This window comes from Psychrobacter sp. DAB_AL43B (genome assembly GCF_900168255.1).
Lineage (GTDB): Bacteria > Pseudomonadota > Gammaproteobacteria > Pseudomonadales > Moraxellaceae > Psychrobacter.
The window spans coordinates 1,156,022-1,175,185 of sequence record NZ_LT799838.1 but is presented as its reverse complement, the minus strand read 5'-3'; the positions used below and the strand labels follow the sequence as shown (position 1 = coordinate 1,175,185).

Genomic DNA, 19,164 nt, shown 5'->3' with positions numbered 1-19,164 from the left:
TAGGTCAATAAATTTTTATGTCAGACAATCGTACCTCAGCGCAGCAACTTAATACCAACAACGCTATGAATCCATTAGCTGCCAAACCAGACACAACGGTTGCCTATACGGACGGTGCATGTAAAGGTAACCCCGGCGCTGGCGGTTGGGGCGCGCATCTTATATTTAGTGACGGGCGTACCCAGGATTTGTATGGTGGCGATAACGAGACGACCAATAATCGTATGGAGCTGATGGGTGCGATACAAGCATTAAAACATAGCCCACATGGGCAAAACCTTGAGATTTGGACAGACTCAAGCTATGTAAAAAAAGGTATCACCGAATGGATTGAGGGTTGGAAAAAACGAGGCTGGAAAACAGCCAGTAAAAAACCAGTCGCCAATCAAGACCTTTGGCAACAGTTGGACGAGCTTTGCCAACCACGCGATGTTGATTGGCATTGGGTCAAAGGTCATACTGGGCATGCTGGCAATGAAAAGGCAGACGAGCTGGCAAATTTAGGCGTGACGTCCAGTAGTGAAGATTTATCGACAGTAGACACACAAGATACCGCTAAAAAAAAAGAGCAAATAGTGTCTGATAAAAAGCCATCCACGAACGATGATTGGCTAAAGTTCGATCCATTAGGTTTTGATATGATGGATGATGAGCTTGATGAAGAACTATCAGATGATCATATGGTGGTAAGTCAGATATTAGAAAAACAGACGTTAGAAAGCCAGATATCGGAAAGTCATATACTGGACAATTATGGTGATGATAAAAACCATGTCGATGATATGATGCATAGAAGCGATATAGTAGAAGCAAATCGCTATCAGGATAATGCTAGCAAACCAACGACTACCACAGATATACCGGAAGCGCAGACCTTTATGACTGATACCACGATTAACGCTAATATGCCAAATATACATACTGATATAGAAGCTACTATAGATACTGAAACGCCAAAATTCGATGGCGATACGAGCCGTGCCAATCCACATTTTAAACCGCTACTACCTCAGCCTATCAATCGTCATGAGTCTGACCGCCAACTCATCATGGATACTGAGACCACAGGTCTTGATCCGTTAAAGGGCGATCGCATTGTCGAAGTCGGTATTGTAGAGATGGTCGGGCGTAAGTTTACCGGCGAAAAGTTACACGTCTATATCAATCCACAGCGCGGTATGGATGAAGAAGTTATTCGGATTCACGGTATTTCTGAAGCCTTTTTAACCGACAAACCAACCTTTGATCAAGTCGCTCAGTCGCTCTATGACTTTATGGACGGTGCAGAGGTCATCGCTCATAACGCCACGTTTGATATGAATTTCCTAAATATGGAATTTGCCAAGGTGGGTATGCATGACTTTGCCGAGCGGGTAAAAGTGACTGACTCGCTGGTAATGGCCAAACAGCAATATCCTGGACAAAAAAACACCCTAGACGCTCTCGTACGTCGTTTAGATGTTGGTAAGCAAGACCGTACTTTTCACGGGGCATTACTAGACTCAGAGATTTTAGCTGAAGTTTATCTGGCGATGACCGGCGGACAGGTCACACTGGCAATTGAGGAAGACACTCAAGCAGACGGCGGACACACTGCCCATGCCAGCTTTGCCAATTTGGCTGCTTTATTGCTTGAGTCGAGTACCGATGAGAGCGCCAATCAAAGCTGGTATGCTACGCTCGCAGAAGACTATCCTGAGCTAAAAGCCAAAATGTAACAGTGATTAAAATAGCTTCTTAAATTGGCCGTTAGGGGATATAGTCTCGATCATTATAACAATAAGCGTTAAAACCTTAGCCATATACTTTTTTTAATTTATCCTCTAAATGATTGCCATTTTCGTCAGTATCTTATGGAAAAATAACTATGAATCACTCTAATCAAATGAAATTAACCGCACCAACGCTGAGTGTGACTGACTTTAATCTACCATCACTCCATTTATTGCACGATGAGATTAATGTCATATTAAAAGACACTGAGATCCATTTGGGCGAATTTACTGACGACAATAGCCAAGCGCCTTTATTGTTAGACTCTATTATTGTGCTAAAACAGCTGTCTTGTATTTTTCAGCTGATTTCTTTGGCTGGTGCAGAAGCGCTCAACACGGCGATTATACATGGGCTGCAACAACTTTATGATAGTGGTGATAATAACAATGTCGCCTTGATTATGGATTTGTCAGAAGCCATCATGACGCTTGATCGTTATGTTGAATTTGTGCTGCTGACGGAGTCGGTAGAGCCGACTTTATTATTATCCATTATTAATAAGCTCAATGCCCACAGCCAAATTGCACCTATCGATGCAGAGTATTTTGCTATTTTCGGCAACAGTAGTGTCATTATTGCCAATCCTGAACAGAATTTCCAGCCGCTTAATGAGCTAAATCTTGATAGTGAATTATTAACTTATGCGTATCGTAGTGGTCTTGGCGTCGCTTTGATTAATCGAGACGGTAATCTGAGCCAAGATGATCAGCAAAAACTGGATGCAATGGCAGCCGCCTGTGCTTTGATAGCAGTAAACAGCAGTAGTCTGTTTTGGCAAGCAGCAGCAACTGCGGTCACTGATATTGCAACCATCTTGCCTCTTAACTTGAGCCAAAAACACACGCTCATTTATTTAGAACAGCAGTTCCAAAGCTACTTGCCTGTGATGGATACGCGTTTTGCAGATTTGGTCAGTTTTGCGTGCCAACGTGATACCGAAGAAGCAAAAATCCTGCGTGAACAATATGCTGCTAACCAACTAGAAGATCCGCAACGTAAACAGATGGCGCGCTTTTTGTTCGGTCCTAACCGCGCACTCACCGATACTTTGAATACAATCATTCAGACACAAATCAATGCTATCAAAGAAAACGTCGATAGCTACGCACGTGGTGATTCGATCAATCCAGTTGATATGCAAACCTCTCAAATCATTGAAGAGCTGACCACATTGAGCTCATCATTACATCTGCTGGGTCTATCAAATGCTGCCAACAGCCTTACTAAAGCAGCGGAAGCGGTCACTAAATGGCGTACGCCCTCTCCAGAAGATTTTGACCACTTACTCTTGGCATTGATGCATGCTGAAAACGCCACTATTGCGATGGCAGAGATGCATACACCAGGGGCAATTTATCTGCCTTTGAATAATCCGCATATCTCATTGCACCAGCTCAATACTGCCTATGATACGTTAACACAAGAAAGTCGTACCGCTATTGCCAGTGCCGAGCAAGCCATTAATGACTATCTCGCTGAACCTGAGCGCGATGTACTGAATATTCAAAATATTCCTGAGATGATGCGCCAAGTGGCCGGTGCGGTGCGCTTTTTGCAACTGCCAACGCCTGCTAGTATGCTCAGCCAATTGGCAAGTTATTTGCAGCACCGTATCAATAGTGGAACCCGTATCGATGATGACACATTAGCTTATATCGCTGATGTTATGATGGCAGTAGATCATCATTTAGATGGTTTTGAAAACCATCGCCCAGTCAGTAAGCAAGCACTTGATGTTGGGCAACACAGCTTGAGCCAGTTACTTGCCGCTTAATAAATTACTTTAATAGGCTCATATCTAAGCTGATATGAGCCGTCTTTGACTGTTCGGAAACTTGCCTTATGTCAAGCGCCTTTATACTTAATGACGAAACCATTTTATGTCGTCAGACGCCTAGTGGCTGGTGGCCTTTGCAGGTTCAGTTGCCTCAATCAGATAACCAGACAGAGTCAAGCGCTAGCGACTATCAGCAAGCTTATCAAATTGGACAGGTAGCGCTATTTGAAAGCTTAGCGCCAAGCCACTGGCTACCTAGTGACGCTACAGATAGTCTAAATGAAGCCAATGAAAATGTTGACTCTAATGCCATAAGCGCTCAAGCCGCCAGCGCGATTACTTATGACTATGCAATAGCACATCATATTACCTTGCCTATTATTTTAGAAAGCAATACTTTAGAAAATAGTAATTTAGAATCTAGAGCTTTAGAAACCGATAATTTAGAAAATAGTAGTTTTGAGAGTAACGCTAACGCTTTTATGCCTTATCGACAGCTTATCACCCAATTGCCTATGGCATTATCTGATCAGCTTAGCCAAGCTATACAGTTGTTACGTTGGCAAGCAGATACGCAGTTTTGTAGTCGCTGCGCGGCGCCAGTTGTTCATGCCAAACGGGATGATCGCGCCATGGTCTGTCAAATTTGTAGGTTGCGGCAGTATCCGCGTGTGCAACCCTGCATCATTACTGCCATTACCCGACCTAATCCGCAAACCGGTGAAATGCAAATTTTATTAGCCCATCATCATCGTTATGGTCAGCAAAAAACAGCGATACAATCACTACAATACGGTTTGATTGCAGGTTTTGTAGAAGTCGGTGAAAGTCTAGAGCATGCGGTGGTACGTGAAGTGGCAGAAGAGGTGGGTATTAGTTTATCTGATATTCACTATGTAAGCAGTCAGCCATGGCCATTTCCGTCCAATTTAATGCTTGGCTTTCGAGCGTCGTATGCGGGTGGTGACATTGTTATACAAGAAGATGAGCTCTCACACGCCGACTTTTTTGACCTCTCAAATCTGCCAAAAATACCGTCGAAAGGCAGTATTGCTTATGAGTTGATTGCGCAAATCGCCCACGAGCAAGGGTTATCGCTTTAAGCTCTAGCATCAACGTATGATTGATAAATGTCGCCATTATCCTATTTATTCTAATGTCAGCGCTCAGAGCGTTTAGCACTGATATGAAGGTTTTGAATTACATGCAAAGTAATACCAGCGAAAGTAGCACCAATATCCGCTTAATCAATCTGCCTATCTTGTTCGATACGTTGAACATACGAATTTTGCCTGCTTATATACAAGCAAAGATTGCGCGCATTGACGCTTGTCTACCGCAGACACAGTGCGGTCTTTGCGACCATGCAGATGGCTGCTTACCTTATGCAGCTGCTATCGTACTAAATAATGAAGCGTACAATAAATGTGTGCCGGGTGGTCAACCAGTTACTGATGCTATCGCACAAATTATCAATCAAGAAGACCTTGCATACAATCCAGATGATTTGAATAACTTAAATAACAACGCAAAAGATGATACAGTTTCTAATACGTTAGCGCTTACCGCTAAACCTTCAAAATGGCCAATAGATGCCATCTCGCAGCGCCCTGTTGAAGTGCGCGCTGTTATTCGTGAAGACGATTGTATCGGCTGTACCAAATGTATTCCTGCCTGTCCGGTCGATGCCATCGTCGGTACTGGTAAGCATATGCATACTATTTTTACTGATTTGTGCACCGGCTGTGAGTTATGTATCGCGCCCTGCCCTGTTGATTGCATTGATTTGGTCAGCATTGAGCGCACGCTTTCGATAGCTGAGCGTACATTTGAACAAGAGGATTTGCGCCAGCGCTATCATACCCATTTAAAACGCGTCAGTGAGCAGCTTGCAGATAGCAGCAATAGCAAACCCGTGGTCAGCATGGTAGAGGCTAAGTTGAATAATGCTGCCAGTCAGTCGTTAAACATCAGTGAAGAGCAAGCGAAAAACACCATTGCCGCCGCCAAGCTACGTAGCAAAATTAAAAAGCTAGAAAAGCAGCTTAGTGTGCGCCCAAATGAGAACAAACAAGCAGAGCTTGACGTCTTACAAGCAGAGCTTCTAGATCTTTAATAGTAGATAAATATTTTATTCGATAATATTTCTATAAAATTACCTACATATACTCTTGCATCATATAATCTTGCGGCATTAATAATGAAAACTATAGTAAAAAAACTATGAGTAAAACCGTCAAACATAAAACTGCTGACACCCCACCATCGAGGCGGATGCCCAATCGTGACGTGCGCCCATTTTTTGAAAAATTGGCAGCGACGATTGACGAGCCAGTCACTGAGCTCAACTATGGCAGTAATTTTGAGCTGCTTATCGCGGTGATTTTATCGGCACAGGCAACCGATGTGAGCGTCAATATTGCCACGCGCAAGTTATATCCGCTGGCGAATACGCCTGAGTCCATTTTGGCATTAGGTGAGGAAGGACTTAAAGCGTATATTAAAAATATCGGCCTATATAATGCCAAAGCTAAAAACGTTATCAAAACCTGCCGTGATTTGATCGAGAAGTTTGATAGCACTGTACCTGACAATCGCAAAGACTTAGAATCACTGGCTGGCGTTGGGCGCAAGACCGCTAATGTGGTCTTAAATACTGCCTTTGGACAGCCTACTATGGCAGTCGACACCCATATCTTTCGGGTAGGTAATCGCACTGGTCTCGCCACTGGTAAAAACGTATTAATCGTCGAAAAAAAACTGGTCGAACGTATCCCAGATGACTTTATCGTTGATGCGCATCATTATCTGATTTTGCATGGGCGCTATACTTGTCAAGCACGCACACCGAAATGCGGCGCTTGTCCTGTCTATGAAGAATGTATGTTTAAGGATAAAGCAGCGTTTTTAGAAGTATAAATACACTTTATAATGAAGACTTTAATGAATTTATTGTTTGTTTGCAGCAAAAACCAATGGCGTAGTCCAACTGCTGAAAGAATTTACCAAGACCATCCTAATTTAAATGTTCGCTCTGCTGGTATCAGCCAATCAGCTCGTAAACTTATAAATTCGATAGATATTAATTGGTCAGACATCATATTTGTGATGGAAAATAAGCATAAAAGTTATATAACTGACCATTTTCGCGACCAACTTAATAATAAAAGGCTGATTGTTCTAGATATTCCTGACGAATACCAATATATGGATGACGAACTAATTAAATGGTTAACAGAATCAGTAAACGCTTATTTGCTTCAATATATGAGATAAAATCATAATACTCCTCATTCTTTTTGGCCAGTTGCTACACGGTGTCTCTTCATTAATATCAACAGCTAGAGTTTTACTTCAATTCACGTTAAAATGTCATAATTTTTTGATTCAATTTTGCCTCTTATTTTCCGTTAACATTTAATAATGACTGAGTTTATAGATTACAGTCCTTGCAACTAAGCGATCCTATTATGCGCGAATACAACTTATTTACCTCAGAATCTGTGAGCGAAGGTCATCCTGATAAAATGGCTGACCAAATCTCAGATGCTATCCTTGATGCTATTTTGCGTGAAGATATTCATGCGCGTGTGGCGTGTGAGACACTAGTCAAAACTGGCGCAGTAGTATTGGCTGGTGAAATATCAACGACCGCCAACATCGACTTTGAACGTATTGTACGTGATACGGTCAACGGTATTGGCTATCATCATTCAGACTTAGGTTTTGATGGCGAGACTTGCGCCGTGATCAACATGCTTGGCAAGCAATCCCCTGAGATTGCCCAAGGTGTCGATCGCAGCGATCCTGAAGAGCAAGGTGCAGGTGACCAAGGCTTAATGTTTGGTTATGCCAGTAATGAGACTGAAGTATTAATGCCAGCTCCTATCGAATATGCCCACCGTCTCATGCAGCGTCAGTCAGAGTTGCGCCGTGCTGGTGAATTACCGTGGTTACGTCCAGATGCCAAAGCGCAAGTGACCCTAAAATATGACGGCAATCGTCCTATTGCCATTGATGCCGTGGTGCTATCGACTCAACATGACCCAAGTATCTCACAAGCAGATCTGCAAGAAGCGGTAATGGAATCTATTATTAAGCAAGTATTGCCAGCGGATCTATTGCATGCCGGTACGCGCTACCATATTAATCCAACTGGCAAGTTCGTCATTGGTGGTCCGGTCGGTGATGCAGGTCTTACCGGTCGCAAGATTATCGTTGATACTTATGGCGGCATGGCGCGGCATGGTGGTGGCGCCTTCAGTGGTAAAGACCCTTCCAAGGTTGATCGTAGTGCAGCTTACGCGGTACGTTATGTTGCCAAAAATCTAGTTGCCGCCGGCATTGCTGATCGCTGTGAAGTCCAAATAAGCTATGCGATTGGCGTTGCTGAACCAACCTCTATTTCAATCAATACTTTCGGTACCAACAAGATTGGCAACGACGAAATCATTCGCTTGATCCGTAAACATTTTGACTTGCGCCCTTATGGCATTACGCGCATGCTTAATTTATTACAGCCTATGTATCAGCAAACGGCTAGTTTTGGACACTTTGGTCGCCAAGGTTCTGAAACGGCCTTTACGTGGGAAAAAACAGACAAAGCTGATATTTTAAAAGCAGATGCAGGTTTATAAAACCTGCATTAAATGCTCTATTATTTTAGCCAGTTTTTAAACTGTCATAATAAATTTAAATTTACCTAACATTATTAGGACTCGCTTATGTCTCAAGACAATATTCAAGACGATATTCAAAGCAACACTGATGACAATATTCAAGACGACGCTCAAAACAATAATATTGATGCAAGCCTTGAAATCACCCCTGAAATGCAGGCGTTTTATCAACGTGCGGATGCCATCATCGGTGTTGCAAACAGTCAGTTGGGTTCTGATGCCCATTCAGGACAAGTAGGCGCTTCTTTATTGTATGCAGCAGCACGTTATAGCGCCTCTGTTGCCTCTATCGGCTTTGTAAAAGGCGATGACTTTGCCAAAGAAAAAGATGATATCGTTGAGTTCTATGTCAAACAATACCGTCAAATGCTTAGCGACAACTTGACAGATTACGCACAAAATTTCGATAAATATGTGCAGATCAATCAAGATGATAAGCCTGCTAAATAAGACTCTTGTTAAATAAAACTACAGTATTTAGCTGAATTTTCTAAAGTTAAAAAGAGTTTTATAATAATAAAATTTAAACCCAAGCTTAACGTTAAGCTTGGGTTTTTTGTTGACGATGATTCAGTGGCTGACTGCTGATAAATAAGCTACTATAAATTTAGACCACTTTATGACTGATATGGTTGAAGTTAACGGTCGATAACAGGACGTTATCGAATGCTATCTATAAGGAAATATTATTATGAAGCATTTATACAAATCACGGCTTTCATCGCTGTCATGCTTATCATTATTAGGGTTATCAGTGACCATAGCCTTAGCCGGCTGTAATAACATCCAAAGCATCGATGCGCCTGATACCTCCCCTATTCATACTACTGAGTACAACAAGGATCAAAGTCAAGCGGCGAATCAAGGATCTATCAACAACCCTTTTACCAAGTGCCCGCCTTATAATCCTGAACAAACGATGTGTACGGCGCAATACGATCCTGTTTGTGTGACCGTAAAGAATCGATCAGGAGTCAGCTATCGTACTGCGGGCAACTCATGCTCAGCGTGTGGCACAACTGTGGCAGTCGGTTATATTAAAGGACAATGCTCATAGCTCATCATTAATAAACCTACCTAAACACCCTTCAGTAAAATAAACTAGGTAGCGCACATACATGGAAAAAGCCCCAGCTTCATCATAAGCTGGGGCTTTTCTATTCAACGATGGGCTAATAAATACCTATTCAGTCGGTTTTTCAATATCAGGCGGGCCTGTAAGTAAGTCTTCATCGCGGAATTCATTTGCTGAATTATGCTCAGCTGATTCTTCAGTGATAAACCATTGCTGGTTGCGGTACAAAATCAAGCGATCTCGACTTAAGCCACGCAGTAATGAATACAGCATAATCAGTATAACAACTGCAAAGGGGAAGCCTGAGACAATAGAAGCTGCTTGTAAGGCGCCTAATCCACCAGCTGCCAATAATACCGCAGCGATAACGCCTTCAGTACCGGCCCAGAATAAACGCTGAATCTTTGGTGGATTGGCATCACCACCTGAGGTCAGCATATCAATAACAAAGCTGGCTGAATCTGATGACGTCACAAACCACAGCACAATCATGACAATAATCAGTAAGGTTGCCGCTTTAGCAAATGGATAAAACTCCATTAATTTAAAGATAGCACTACCATAATCCACTTTTACCGCTTCAACTAACCCTGGACTTGCTAGACTAGGATCAGCCGCAGCCATCAACTCCATGTGTACCGCCGAGCCACCAAACGCTGTAAACCATAAAAATAAAATAGTAATGGGAATAAGTAGTACACCCAATATAAACTCGCGAATGGTACGACCACGAGAAATACGCGCGATAAATACCCCAACGAATGGCGACCAACTAATCCACCATGCCCAATAGAAAATCGTCCAAGAAGACTGCCAGTTTTCTTCGCCAGCATATGACTCCGTCCAAAGACCTAATGGAATCACTTGATGTATATAGTTACCGATGTTTTCTACAAAACTATTTACGATAAACTGGGTCGGCCCTAAGATAATTACAAAGCTTAGCAGTACAATGGTCAGGAAAATATTGATATCGCTTAAGCGCTTGATACCTTTGTCCAAGCCCATCATCAGTGACAGACCGGCAAGCATAGTGATAAAGGCTATCAAAACAATCTGTACGGTAATGTTATTAGGAATACCGAATAACGTGTCAAGACCAGAGTTAATTTGCAATACCCCAAGACCCAAAGTCGTTACTACCCCAAACATCGTACCGAATACCGCTAAAGTATCAACCGTATGACCCCATGGACCATAGATTTTTTTACCAATCAAAGGATATAACGTCGATCGAATCGCCAATGGCAAACCGCGGCGATAGTGAAAGTAAGCCAATGACAGCGCAACCATGCCATAGATTGCCCATACATGCAGACCATAATGTAAGAACGAGATATTCATCGCTTGCTTGGCAGCAGCAATCGTCTCAGGCTCACCTAGCGGCGGTGCCATAAAATGCTGTAGCGGCTCAGCAGTACCCCAGTAGAGTAATCCAATACCGATACCGGCTGAAAACAACATACCAATCCAAGAAATCAGATTGTATTCAGGCTTTTCTGTCTGGTATCCAAGCCTGATATCACCGTATTTACTAAATATTAAGTAAACACTCATTACTAAGGCTAGATTGACGACGACAATAAAGAACCAGCCAAAGCGTACAGAAATAAACGCCTTTGCTTGGCCAAATACCTCATTTGCAAGTTCATTAAAAAAAGCACCGAAAATAATAAACGCGACAATTAAAATTGCCGAGGATAAAAACACTGGCTTACTAACGCGAGGAAAAGGGCCCAATCGGCCAACTTTTACATGATCCATTTAGTCATCTCAATTTTTTTGGGTGTCCACCTTAACAAGATATGTACGAACTATCAAATCGCAGCAGTCACCTCTTTATCATAAAAATTAATGTCACTAAAGAAACCAAGTGACTGAGTATTTTGATTTAAACATTCTTTATCTTTTTTAGACAATATTAATGCTAAGTAAACATATGATTATATTAATAAAAATATACTTTAAAACTGATAAATTTTATTTAAAAAAATAATATAGCGCTACTGGTTTTAATTTTTTGAAGCATCTGAAGTGTAAAGCGCATAGTAAGCGACGAAAAATTAAACCTCTTGATACCTGGCTATCCATCCATCTATTAATATAACAATTCCATATTGTATTGACTATACGTCGTGCCATTTTTAGCTTATTTAGGTAATAATCGTAAAAGCCTCCCCTCAGCACCATCCTCTAATACCCATACCTCTCCATTCACAACCAGCATACTACGAATGCGCGCTCCCATATCATAGCGGTAACGCTCAGAAGCCGCGTTATTTTCATCAAAATTAACCACAATGAGCGCCTTCGATGACAAACCGCTGATAAGAGCATTCCCTTGCCACGCTGGAAAATCATTATATTTACCAGAGGAATAGATGCTTATTGATGAAGGCGATATCACCGGTGTCCAAGTAATGGCGGGCGCTGCAAATTCGGGGCGCGTATCGTGGTCGGGAATATCTGTACCCGTGTAGTTACGCCCATTGGACACCAGCGGCCAGCCATAATTCTTGCCTTTTTCAATAAGATTGAACTCATCGCCGCCTCGTGGACCCATTTCATGCGCCCAAAATTTTCCTTTATTATCAAGTGCCATGCCAAGCACATTGCGATGACCGATTGTCCAAAACTGAGCGGCGATGTCATTGTTATTATCTGCAAAGGGGTTGTCTGTTGGTAGCGAACCATCCGGATTTAATCTAATGATTTTACCCAAGTTGACTGCCATATCTTGCGCTGGGGTCTTTTCTTGTCGTTCACCTGAGCTGATATATAAATATTGCCCATCAGGTGAGAACAGCAATCGATGACTATAATGCCCTTGTCCTTTCATCTTTGGTGTCTGCTGCCAAATGGGAGTAATCGACTGTAGGTTTGGCGCACTGCTATTAAAATCTGATAGTTTGGCCTTGATAACCTTAGCACCAAAGATATTGCTATCACTTCCCTTACCTGCTTCTACATAGCTAATATATACGTTATTAGAAGTGGCAAAATCTGGCGCAATGATAATATCTCCAAGACCACCCTGTCCGCCATAAGCTACTTTGGGCACGCCAGCGACTGCTGTCTTAACGCCAGTCGCCGTATCAACTATAAATAACTCACCTGTCTTTTGCGTTACTAGTAGTTTTGGCGGCTTATCATCAACTTTTGGTAGTGCAGTCATTGCCCAAGGCTCATTAAAAGTAGCGATTGCCTTAGTAGTAAAAGCAGGTTTATCAACATTTTCTTCCCTATCAGCGGTAGAGGTCTGCGCTTCTTTATATTCTGCAAGATCTGCATTGGTATTGACTGCTGAAGGATTGGAGCAAGCCGAGGCGCTAAACAACATTGCTGCTATGATGAGTGGCAATGTTAAGGGTGCGCTTACACGTCTAGTATTGGTTATCATTATCTTGTCATCTCCATTAATTTTGTATTCATATTATTAGAGCTTAGACTATTTATAACACAGTAAAAGTATTCAGGCAGTAAAATAATGATTGAGCATCAAACAAAAACCCCTTACTTGCTCATGGCAAATAAGGGGTTTGATATAACATTCAAAACGACCGTTAAAGTTTGCTATTAGCTCATTCTAAGCTTATTAAAAGTCAACTTATCATCAGCACCAACATCGATTTTGATGATATCACCAGCGACAAAATCACCAGCTAGCAGTTTCAATGACAATGGGTTTTCGATCTCTTGCTGAATGGCACGTTTTAACGGACGCGCACCATACACAGGATCGTAACCAACTGCCACCAACTTGTTCATTGCTTCCGCTGATAGCTCGATATCCATCTCACGCTCATATAAACGCTGACGCAAGCGATTCAATTGAATCTCAGCAATACCCGCCATCTGCGACATACCCAGTGGATGGAAGACCACAATTTCATCAATACGGTTAACGAACTCTGGGCGGAAATGCTGTCCAACCGAATCCATTACTTCCGCTTTGATATCCTCATAGCTCTCACCAACCATTTCTTGAATTTTATGCGAACCCAAATTACTGGTCATAATGATGACGGTGTTTTTAAAGTCAACCACACGGCCCTGTGAATCTGTCAAACGCCCGTCGTCCAATACTTGCAGCAAGATATTAAACACATCAGGATGCGCTTTTTCGACTTCATCAAACAAAATTACACTATAAGGCTTGCGGCGTACAGCCTCAGTCAAAGCGCCACCTTCTTCATAACCGACGTAACCTGGAGGCGCGCCCACCAAACGACTGACACTATGCTTCTCCATATACTCACTCATATCGATACGTACGATGGCATCTTCACTATCGAACAAGAAGTTCGCCAGTGATTTGGTCAACTCCGTTTTACCGACACCCGTTGGACCTAAAAATAGGAACGAGCCTGAAGGACGATTCGGATCAGACAAGCCAGCACGACTACGGCGTACGGCATTGGCCACCGCTTCGACCGCTTCATCTTGACCGATGACACGCTCATGGAGTTTTTCTTCCATCGCTAGCATCTTGTCACGTTCGCCTTGCATCATTTTACTAACTGGAATACCCGTCGCGGCAGCAACCACTTCTGCAATTTCGTTATCAGTGACTTTATTGCGCAGTAGCTTTATACCACTGCCCTCACCTGTCTGCTCTTTTTGTTCTGCTAAGTCAGACTCAGTGATGCGGCGCTCAAGCTGCGGGATAGTCTCATACTGCAGCTTACTCATGGTCTCATAATCGCCCTCGCGACTGGCTTTATCATAAGCAGTGCGTGCTTTGTCCAGCTCGTCTTTTAGCTGCTGACTGCCTTTAACCAAGGCTTTTTCTGCTTGCCAAATCTCGTTGAGATCGGCGTATTCTTTTTCCAGCTCTTCAATTTGCATATCAAGCACTTTACGCTCTGCTTGTGCGCCAGCGTCTTCTTCATTCTTAAGCACTTCGCGCTGCATTTTTAGCTGAATCAAGCGACTATCAAGCTTACCTAATGCTTCAGGTTTACTGTCCATCTCCATACGCAAGCGACTGGCAGCCTCGTCAATTAAATCAATCGCTTTATCCGGTAGCTTGCGATCAGTAATATAGCGATGACTCATACGTGCAGCGGCAATAATAGCGCTGTCTTGAATATCAACGCCGTGATGCAGCTCATAACGCTCTTTGAGACCACGCAATATCGCAATGGTGTCTTCGACCGTTGGCTCATCGACCAATACCTTTTGGAAACGACGCTCAAGGGCAGCATCTTTTTCAATATATTTGCGATATTCATCTAAAGTGGTCGCGCCGACACAATGCAGCTCACCGCGAGCAAGCGCTGGTTTGAGCATATTACCGGCATCCATCGCGCCGTCACCTTTCCCTGCACCCACTAAAGTATGCAACTCATCAATAAATAAGATGACATTGCCTTCTTGCTTCGATAAGTCACTGAGTACGCTTTTGAGACGCTCTTCAAACTCACCGCGGAACTTTGCACCCGCAATCAACGCGCCCAAGTCCAACGACAACACTTCTTTACGGCGTAAACCTTCTGGCACATCACCATTGATGATTTTTTGCGCCAAGCCTTCTACAATAGCCGTTTTACCAACACCCGGCTCACCGATGAGCACGGGATTGTTTTTGGTCCGACGTGAGAGCACTTGAATGGTACGGCGAATCTCTTCATCACGACCGATGACCGGATCAAGCTTTCCCGTTTCAGCCAGTTCTGTCAGGTTAATCGTATATTTATTCAGCGCATCACGTTGATCTTCAGCATTTTGATTATCCACTGTGTCATCACCTCGCAATTGCTCAATCACTGCTTTTAACTTACTCGCCGTCACGCCAGCTTTTTCAAATATCTTTTTGGTTTCGCCTTGTTCAGCGAGTGCCAGCATTACCCATTCGGTGGCAATAAAATCATCACCTTCTTTTTGCGCTTGGCGATCTGCCAAGTTCAAAATTTTAACCGAATTTGGGTTTAGATTAACGTCGCCTGTTGGCTCCGAAATCGTTGCTTGATTGTCCAATGCCTTTGCTACGCCATTTTTCAACGCAGGAATAGACGCGCCCGCTTGCTGACAGATTGATAAATTAGATTCATCTTGTAGCAATACCGCAAGCAAATGCACAGGATCGATACCGGTATGATCACGCCCTAACGCTAGGCTTTGTGCTTCTTGAATCGCAGATTGCAACTTTTGCGTAAATTTTTCGAACCTCATATTTGTGTCCTCTTATAATTGATATAAACAGTATATTCGGCAGCAGACTTATGCTGTCCACCTACCTTCATCTACTGTCTATATGTGGTATATAGTGAAAAATTTCAAGCTATTTATAGGTAAAACCTTATTAATAGTAATGATATTACTCATGGTATCTAAGTAACTAAAGCAAAAGAAAAATCACGATATAAATGTGAATTAAAATAAAAAAATCCGAGCTTTTAAGCATAAACCTTTAAGTCTAAAACCTTAACACTAAACAATAGCTTCTACTCAACTATTTCAATAGCTGTGCCAACCTTGACAGCCGCCATGATTTCATCCATTTCATCATTAGTCACTGCCATACAGCCTGCCGTCCAATCGCGTTGCTGGTTGAGCATTGCTAATGCACCAAAACCATTTTTCTGCCCATGAATCATAATAGCGCCACCGGGGCTCACGCCGCGTGATTTCGCATTGGCCTTATCTACAGCATTAGGATAACTGACGTGCATAGAACGATAGTATTGAGATTTTTCATTTTTATAATCGAGTGTATAAGAACCTATCGGTGTACGCTGATCGCCTTCTTGTTGCTTATGACCAATGGGATTACCACCTAGTGCAATATGATAAGACTTAACCACTTTATCACCACTTAGTAGCTGCAAACGACGCTCTGATTTATCGACAAATACTTTATCGATAATAGCAGCACTGGAAATGGGCTGCGGATGTTTCGCGGTATCTTTAGCAGCAGCGATAGCACTCGTGCCGATAACAGTAGCAAAACTAAGCCCTATGGCGATAAATAACCAGCTTGAATACTTACTAGATTTTGGACGAAAAAATGACATAGGCTTTAATCCTTATAACTAATATTTAATAGCAATGAGTCATAATATATCAAAGCACTATGCCATGTTTTGTGACTAAGTTTTGTGCAAAAGTTATGAATAAGATAAAAATGGGTTCTGGCAGTCGCTAAACTAAACCATACGAATAGCACCATCTAAGCGGATCACCTCACCATTTAAGTAGGCATTATCAATGATATGCATAACCAACTTAGCAAATTCATTGGGATTGCCCAGACGTTTAGGATAAGGAACGCTCGCCTCTAACTGTTCACGCGCTTTTTCAGGGATAGCATTCATCATCGGAGTAGCAAAAACCCCGGGTGCAATCGTCATCACGCGAATACCGTGGCGCGCCAGCTCACGAGCAAGCGGTAAAGTCAGACCGACCACGCCCGCTTTAGATGAGGCATAACTGGCTTGACCCACTTGACCATCAAAAGCAGCAATAGAGGCTGTATTAATAATGACACCTTGATCCGCATTTTTCTCTGCATTGTTTTCTACATTACTACCATTAGCCACACGCTTAGCGATACTGGCTGCGACCAAACGCGCGACGTTAAAAGAGCCTACAAGGTTGATATTAACGCCGCGGCTAAAAGCATCAAGATCGGCTGGATTGTTTTCACGGTCTAACAGCTTTTGTACCACAGCGATACCCGCACAGTTAATCGACCCTTGCAGACCGTCAAACTCTTTTTCAGCCATAGCAACAGCCGCTTGTACCTCATCACCACTAGTGATATCACAGCGTACAAAACGAGAATTGTCACCAAGCTCATTGACTAGCGCCTGCCCAGCTGATTCGTTAAGGTCAGCGATAATAGCTTTGCCACCTTTAACGACGATAGCACGAACTACTGCCTCACCTAAACCTGACGCACCACCAGTAACCAAAAAGCTGTGTTGTTCAATTTGCATAATTATTCCTTGGTATTATTATTTAACTGTCTGTTTTATTATCTGGTTCATACTTTAATGTATTTAAGAGGCGGATAAACTTCTCAGTAAAAAGCGCTGAATCTTACCACTTGGCGTTTTTGGTAGCTCAGACACAAACTCAACTTCACGCGGATAAGCATGAGTTGATAGACGCTTGCGTACCAAATCTTGAATTTCCCTAGCAATCTCATCAGTCCCAACAATACCATCTTTTAGCACCACATAAGACTTAATAGTATGACCGCGCTCCTCATCAGGTATACCGACGGCGGCTGACTCTGCAACTGCTTCGTGCTCGAGCACCGTATTTTCAACATCGGTTGGACCCACGCGGTAACCTGCGGTAGTAATGATGTCATCATCACGTCCTGAGAACCAGTAACTGCCATCACTATGACGCTCGACCACATCGCCCGTTAGGTAATAATCATCAATGAACGCTTGTTTTTCATTCCAGCTATAGCCACGGAAATAAAACGCCGGTGATTGACTGACTACGACTGCCAATTGCCCTTGCTCGCCATCAGGTAATACCTTCATATCATCATCTAATACCACAAGCGTATGCCCTGGTAGCGCCATACCCATCGAGCCGACTGGGCATTCATGTGCTAATGCATGGTGCTCGCAGCAGGTCATACCAGTTTCTGTCTGACCATACTGATCGCAAACTTTGCAGTTTAAATAAGTATCAACCCAATTCACCACTTCGGTATTTAAGGTCTCGCCTGCTGAGTTAGCACAGCGTAGCGACAACTTTGCATCGGCATCGTTATGAGCTTTTTCAAAAACGCCGCTCGACTTCATCATACGAAATGCCGTTGGTGAAGATGCCAAATTGGTAATCTTGTGACGTACCATAAAGTCACGAGTATTCTGAGCATCAAAACCCGCTTCATTAAAATAAGTAGTGACGCCCAACAATAAAGGACCTGTGATAGCATAATACAATCCATATGCCCAGCCTGGATCCGCCATATTCCAGTAATGATCGTCCTCGCGTAAGTCAATGGCATAGCGCATATATAAATAAAAGGCTGATAATGCAGCTAATGGCACGCTGACGCCTTTTGCCTTACCTACTGTCCCTGAGGTAAACATCTGTAAAAATGGCGCATCAGTATTCAAAATAACCGCTTCTATGGTTTGAGGCTGCGCTGCTATCATTTCAGCATAATTATCATCACCCCAGCTTTGCGCATCTACTTTACTACCAACTAGCACCATTCTGGTCTGCTCAGCCAAATCTTCAAACTTGTCGCGATTCTCTTGGTTGGTAAAAACGACTTTGGTATTGGCTTTGTCCATGCGATACTTAATAGAATCATAGCCAAAAGCAGTGAACAGCGGTTGATACACTGCGCCAATCCGCCAAATTGCTAATACAATGGTTAATAATTCGGGGGTGCGCGGTAGCATAGTCGCTACTTGATCACCTACTTTTACACCATAAGATTGTAGTAAATTGGCTACTTGCGCGCTTGCGGCATCTAACTCAGCAAAGCTCATGTGCGTCACGTTACCAGCCGTATCTTCATGCACCAGCGCAAGCTTATTCCCACGGCCGTCACGCACATGGCGTCCACAGCACGCCATATAAGCGTTCAAGCGATCGTCTAAATGCTTACCAAAGATTTCTGTCGATAATGCATTGATATCAAAATTATTATAATAATCGCTGTAGCTCGTTGGCGTGCTTGCAGTACGCGCAGCAGTATTTGTAGGTGAGGTGTTCATAAGCTAATCCTTTAGCAATCGAGAGTCACTGGCGAAATCAGACATTCAGAAATAATAAAACAAAGCGTAAAACAGTCATATCCTATCAACTGTTTAAACATATAAAATGACATATACTCTATTAGTAACGTATTTCTATATTTATTTCAATACATAACG

At 42.8% G+C, this 19,164-nt stretch carries 15 protein-coding genes; 9 read left to right on the top strand and 6 right to left on the bottom strand.

From position 1 onward, the window contains the following. Window positions 1-17: 17 nt before the first annotated feature. The 9 genes from dnaQ (at window position 18) to DABAL43B_RS05055 (ending at window position 9,289) form a co-directional block, all read left to right on the top strand. Window positions 18-1,718 (top strand): DNA polymerase III subunit epsilon, encoded by a 1,701-nt coding sequence (gene dnaQ, locus DABAL43B_RS05095; protein WP_079691368.1) that lies wholly within the window; start codon window positions 18-20, stop codon window positions 1,716-1,718. Between the two features lie 149 nt (window positions 1,719-1,867). Further along, entirely contained in the window at window positions 1,868-3,550 is a 1,683-nt protein-coding gene (locus DABAL43B_RS05090; protein ID WP_079691367.1) for a hypothetical protein, read from the top strand. Between the two features lie 68 nt (window positions 3,551-3,618). Then, window positions 3,619-4,656, top strand: coding sequence for an NAD(+) diphosphatase (gene nudC / locus DABAL43B_RS05085; protein WP_079691366.1), 1,038 nt, complete (start codon window positions 3,619-3,621; stop codon window positions 4,654-4,656). A 101-nt stretch (window positions 4,657-4,757) separates the two neighbouring features. Beyond that, entirely contained in the window at window positions 4,758-5,669 is a 912-nt protein-coding gene (locus tag DABAL43B_RS05080) for an RnfABCDGE type electron transport complex subunit B (RefSeq protein WP_079693042.1), read from the top strand. Window positions 5,670-5,776: 107 nt separating this feature from the next. Beyond that, entirely contained in the window at window positions 5,777-6,472 is a 696-nt protein-coding gene (gene nth, locus DABAL43B_RS05075) for an endonuclease III (protein WP_079691365.1), read from the top strand. A gap of 24 nt (window positions 6,473-6,496) precedes the next feature. Continuing rightward, window positions 6,497-6,829, top strand: a complete 333-nt coding sequence (locus DABAL43B_RS05070; RefSeq protein ID WP_079693041.1) for a low molecular weight protein tyrosine phosphatase family protein — start codon at window positions 6,497-6,499, stop codon at window positions 6,827-6,829. 194 nt (window positions 6,830-7,023) lie between these two features. Next, on the top strand, window positions 7,024-8,190 hold the full coding sequence (metK, locus tag DABAL43B_RS05065) for a methionine adenosyltransferase (protein ID WP_079691364.1): 1,167 nt from the start codon (window positions 7,024-7,026) through the stop codon (window positions 8,188-8,190). A gap of 195 nt (window positions 8,191-8,385) precedes the next feature. After that, entirely contained in the window at window positions 8,386-8,682 is a 297-nt protein-coding gene (locus DABAL43B_RS05060) for a DUF3144 domain-containing protein (RefSeq protein ID WP_079693040.1), read from the top strand. 241 nt (window positions 8,683-8,923) lie between these two features. Beyond that, window positions 8,924-9,289, top strand: a complete 366-nt coding sequence (locus tag DABAL43B_RS05055; RefSeq protein WP_079691363.1) for a hypothetical protein — start codon at window positions 8,924-8,926, stop codon at window positions 9,287-9,289. A 126-nt stretch (window positions 9,290-9,415) separates the two neighbouring features. Here DABAL43B_RS05055 and DABAL43B_RS05050 read toward each other — a convergent pair whose 3' ends face one another. The 6 genes from DABAL43B_RS05050 to DABAL43B_RS05025 form a co-directional block, all read right to left on the bottom strand. Then, window positions 9,416-11,071, bottom strand: coding sequence for a BCCT family transporter (locus DABAL43B_RS05050; protein WP_079691362.1), 1,656 nt, complete (start codon window positions 11,069-11,071; stop codon window positions 9,416-9,418). Between the two features lie 385 nt (window positions 11,072-11,456). Next, window positions 11,457-12,707, bottom strand: a complete 1,251-nt coding sequence (locus DABAL43B_RS05045) for a PQQ-dependent sugar dehydrogenase (RefSeq protein ID WP_079691361.1) — start codon at window positions 12,705-12,707, stop codon at window positions 11,457-11,459. A gap of 176 nt (window positions 12,708-12,883) precedes the next feature. Beyond that, window positions 12,884-15,481, bottom strand: coding sequence for an ATP-dependent chaperone ClpB (gene clpB / locus DABAL43B_RS05040; protein WP_079691360.1), 2,598 nt, complete (start codon window positions 15,479-15,481; stop codon window positions 12,884-12,886). A gap of 272 nt (window positions 15,482-15,753) precedes the next feature. After that, window positions 15,754-16,323 carry a L,D-transpeptidase family protein gene (locus tag DABAL43B_RS05035; protein ID WP_079691359.1) on the bottom strand — a complete coding sequence of 190 codons (570 nt, stop codon included), beginning with the start codon at window positions 16,321-16,323 and terminating at the stop codon, window positions 15,754-15,756. Between the two features lie 132 nt (window positions 16,324-16,455). Then, window positions 16,456-17,247 (bottom strand): SDR family NAD(P)-dependent oxidoreductase, encoded by a 792-nt coding sequence (locus tag DABAL43B_RS05030; protein ID WP_079691358.1) that lies wholly within the window; start codon window positions 17,245-17,247, stop codon window positions 16,456-16,458. Window positions 17,248-17,310: 63 nt separating this feature from the next. Then, window positions 17,311-19,005: an AMP-binding protein gene (locus tag DABAL43B_RS05025; protein WP_079691357.1), complete on the bottom strand. Its 1,695-nt coding sequence runs from the start codon at window positions 19,003-19,005 to the stop codon at window positions 17,311-17,313. Between the last annotated feature and the right edge of the window lie 159 nt (window positions 19,006-19,164).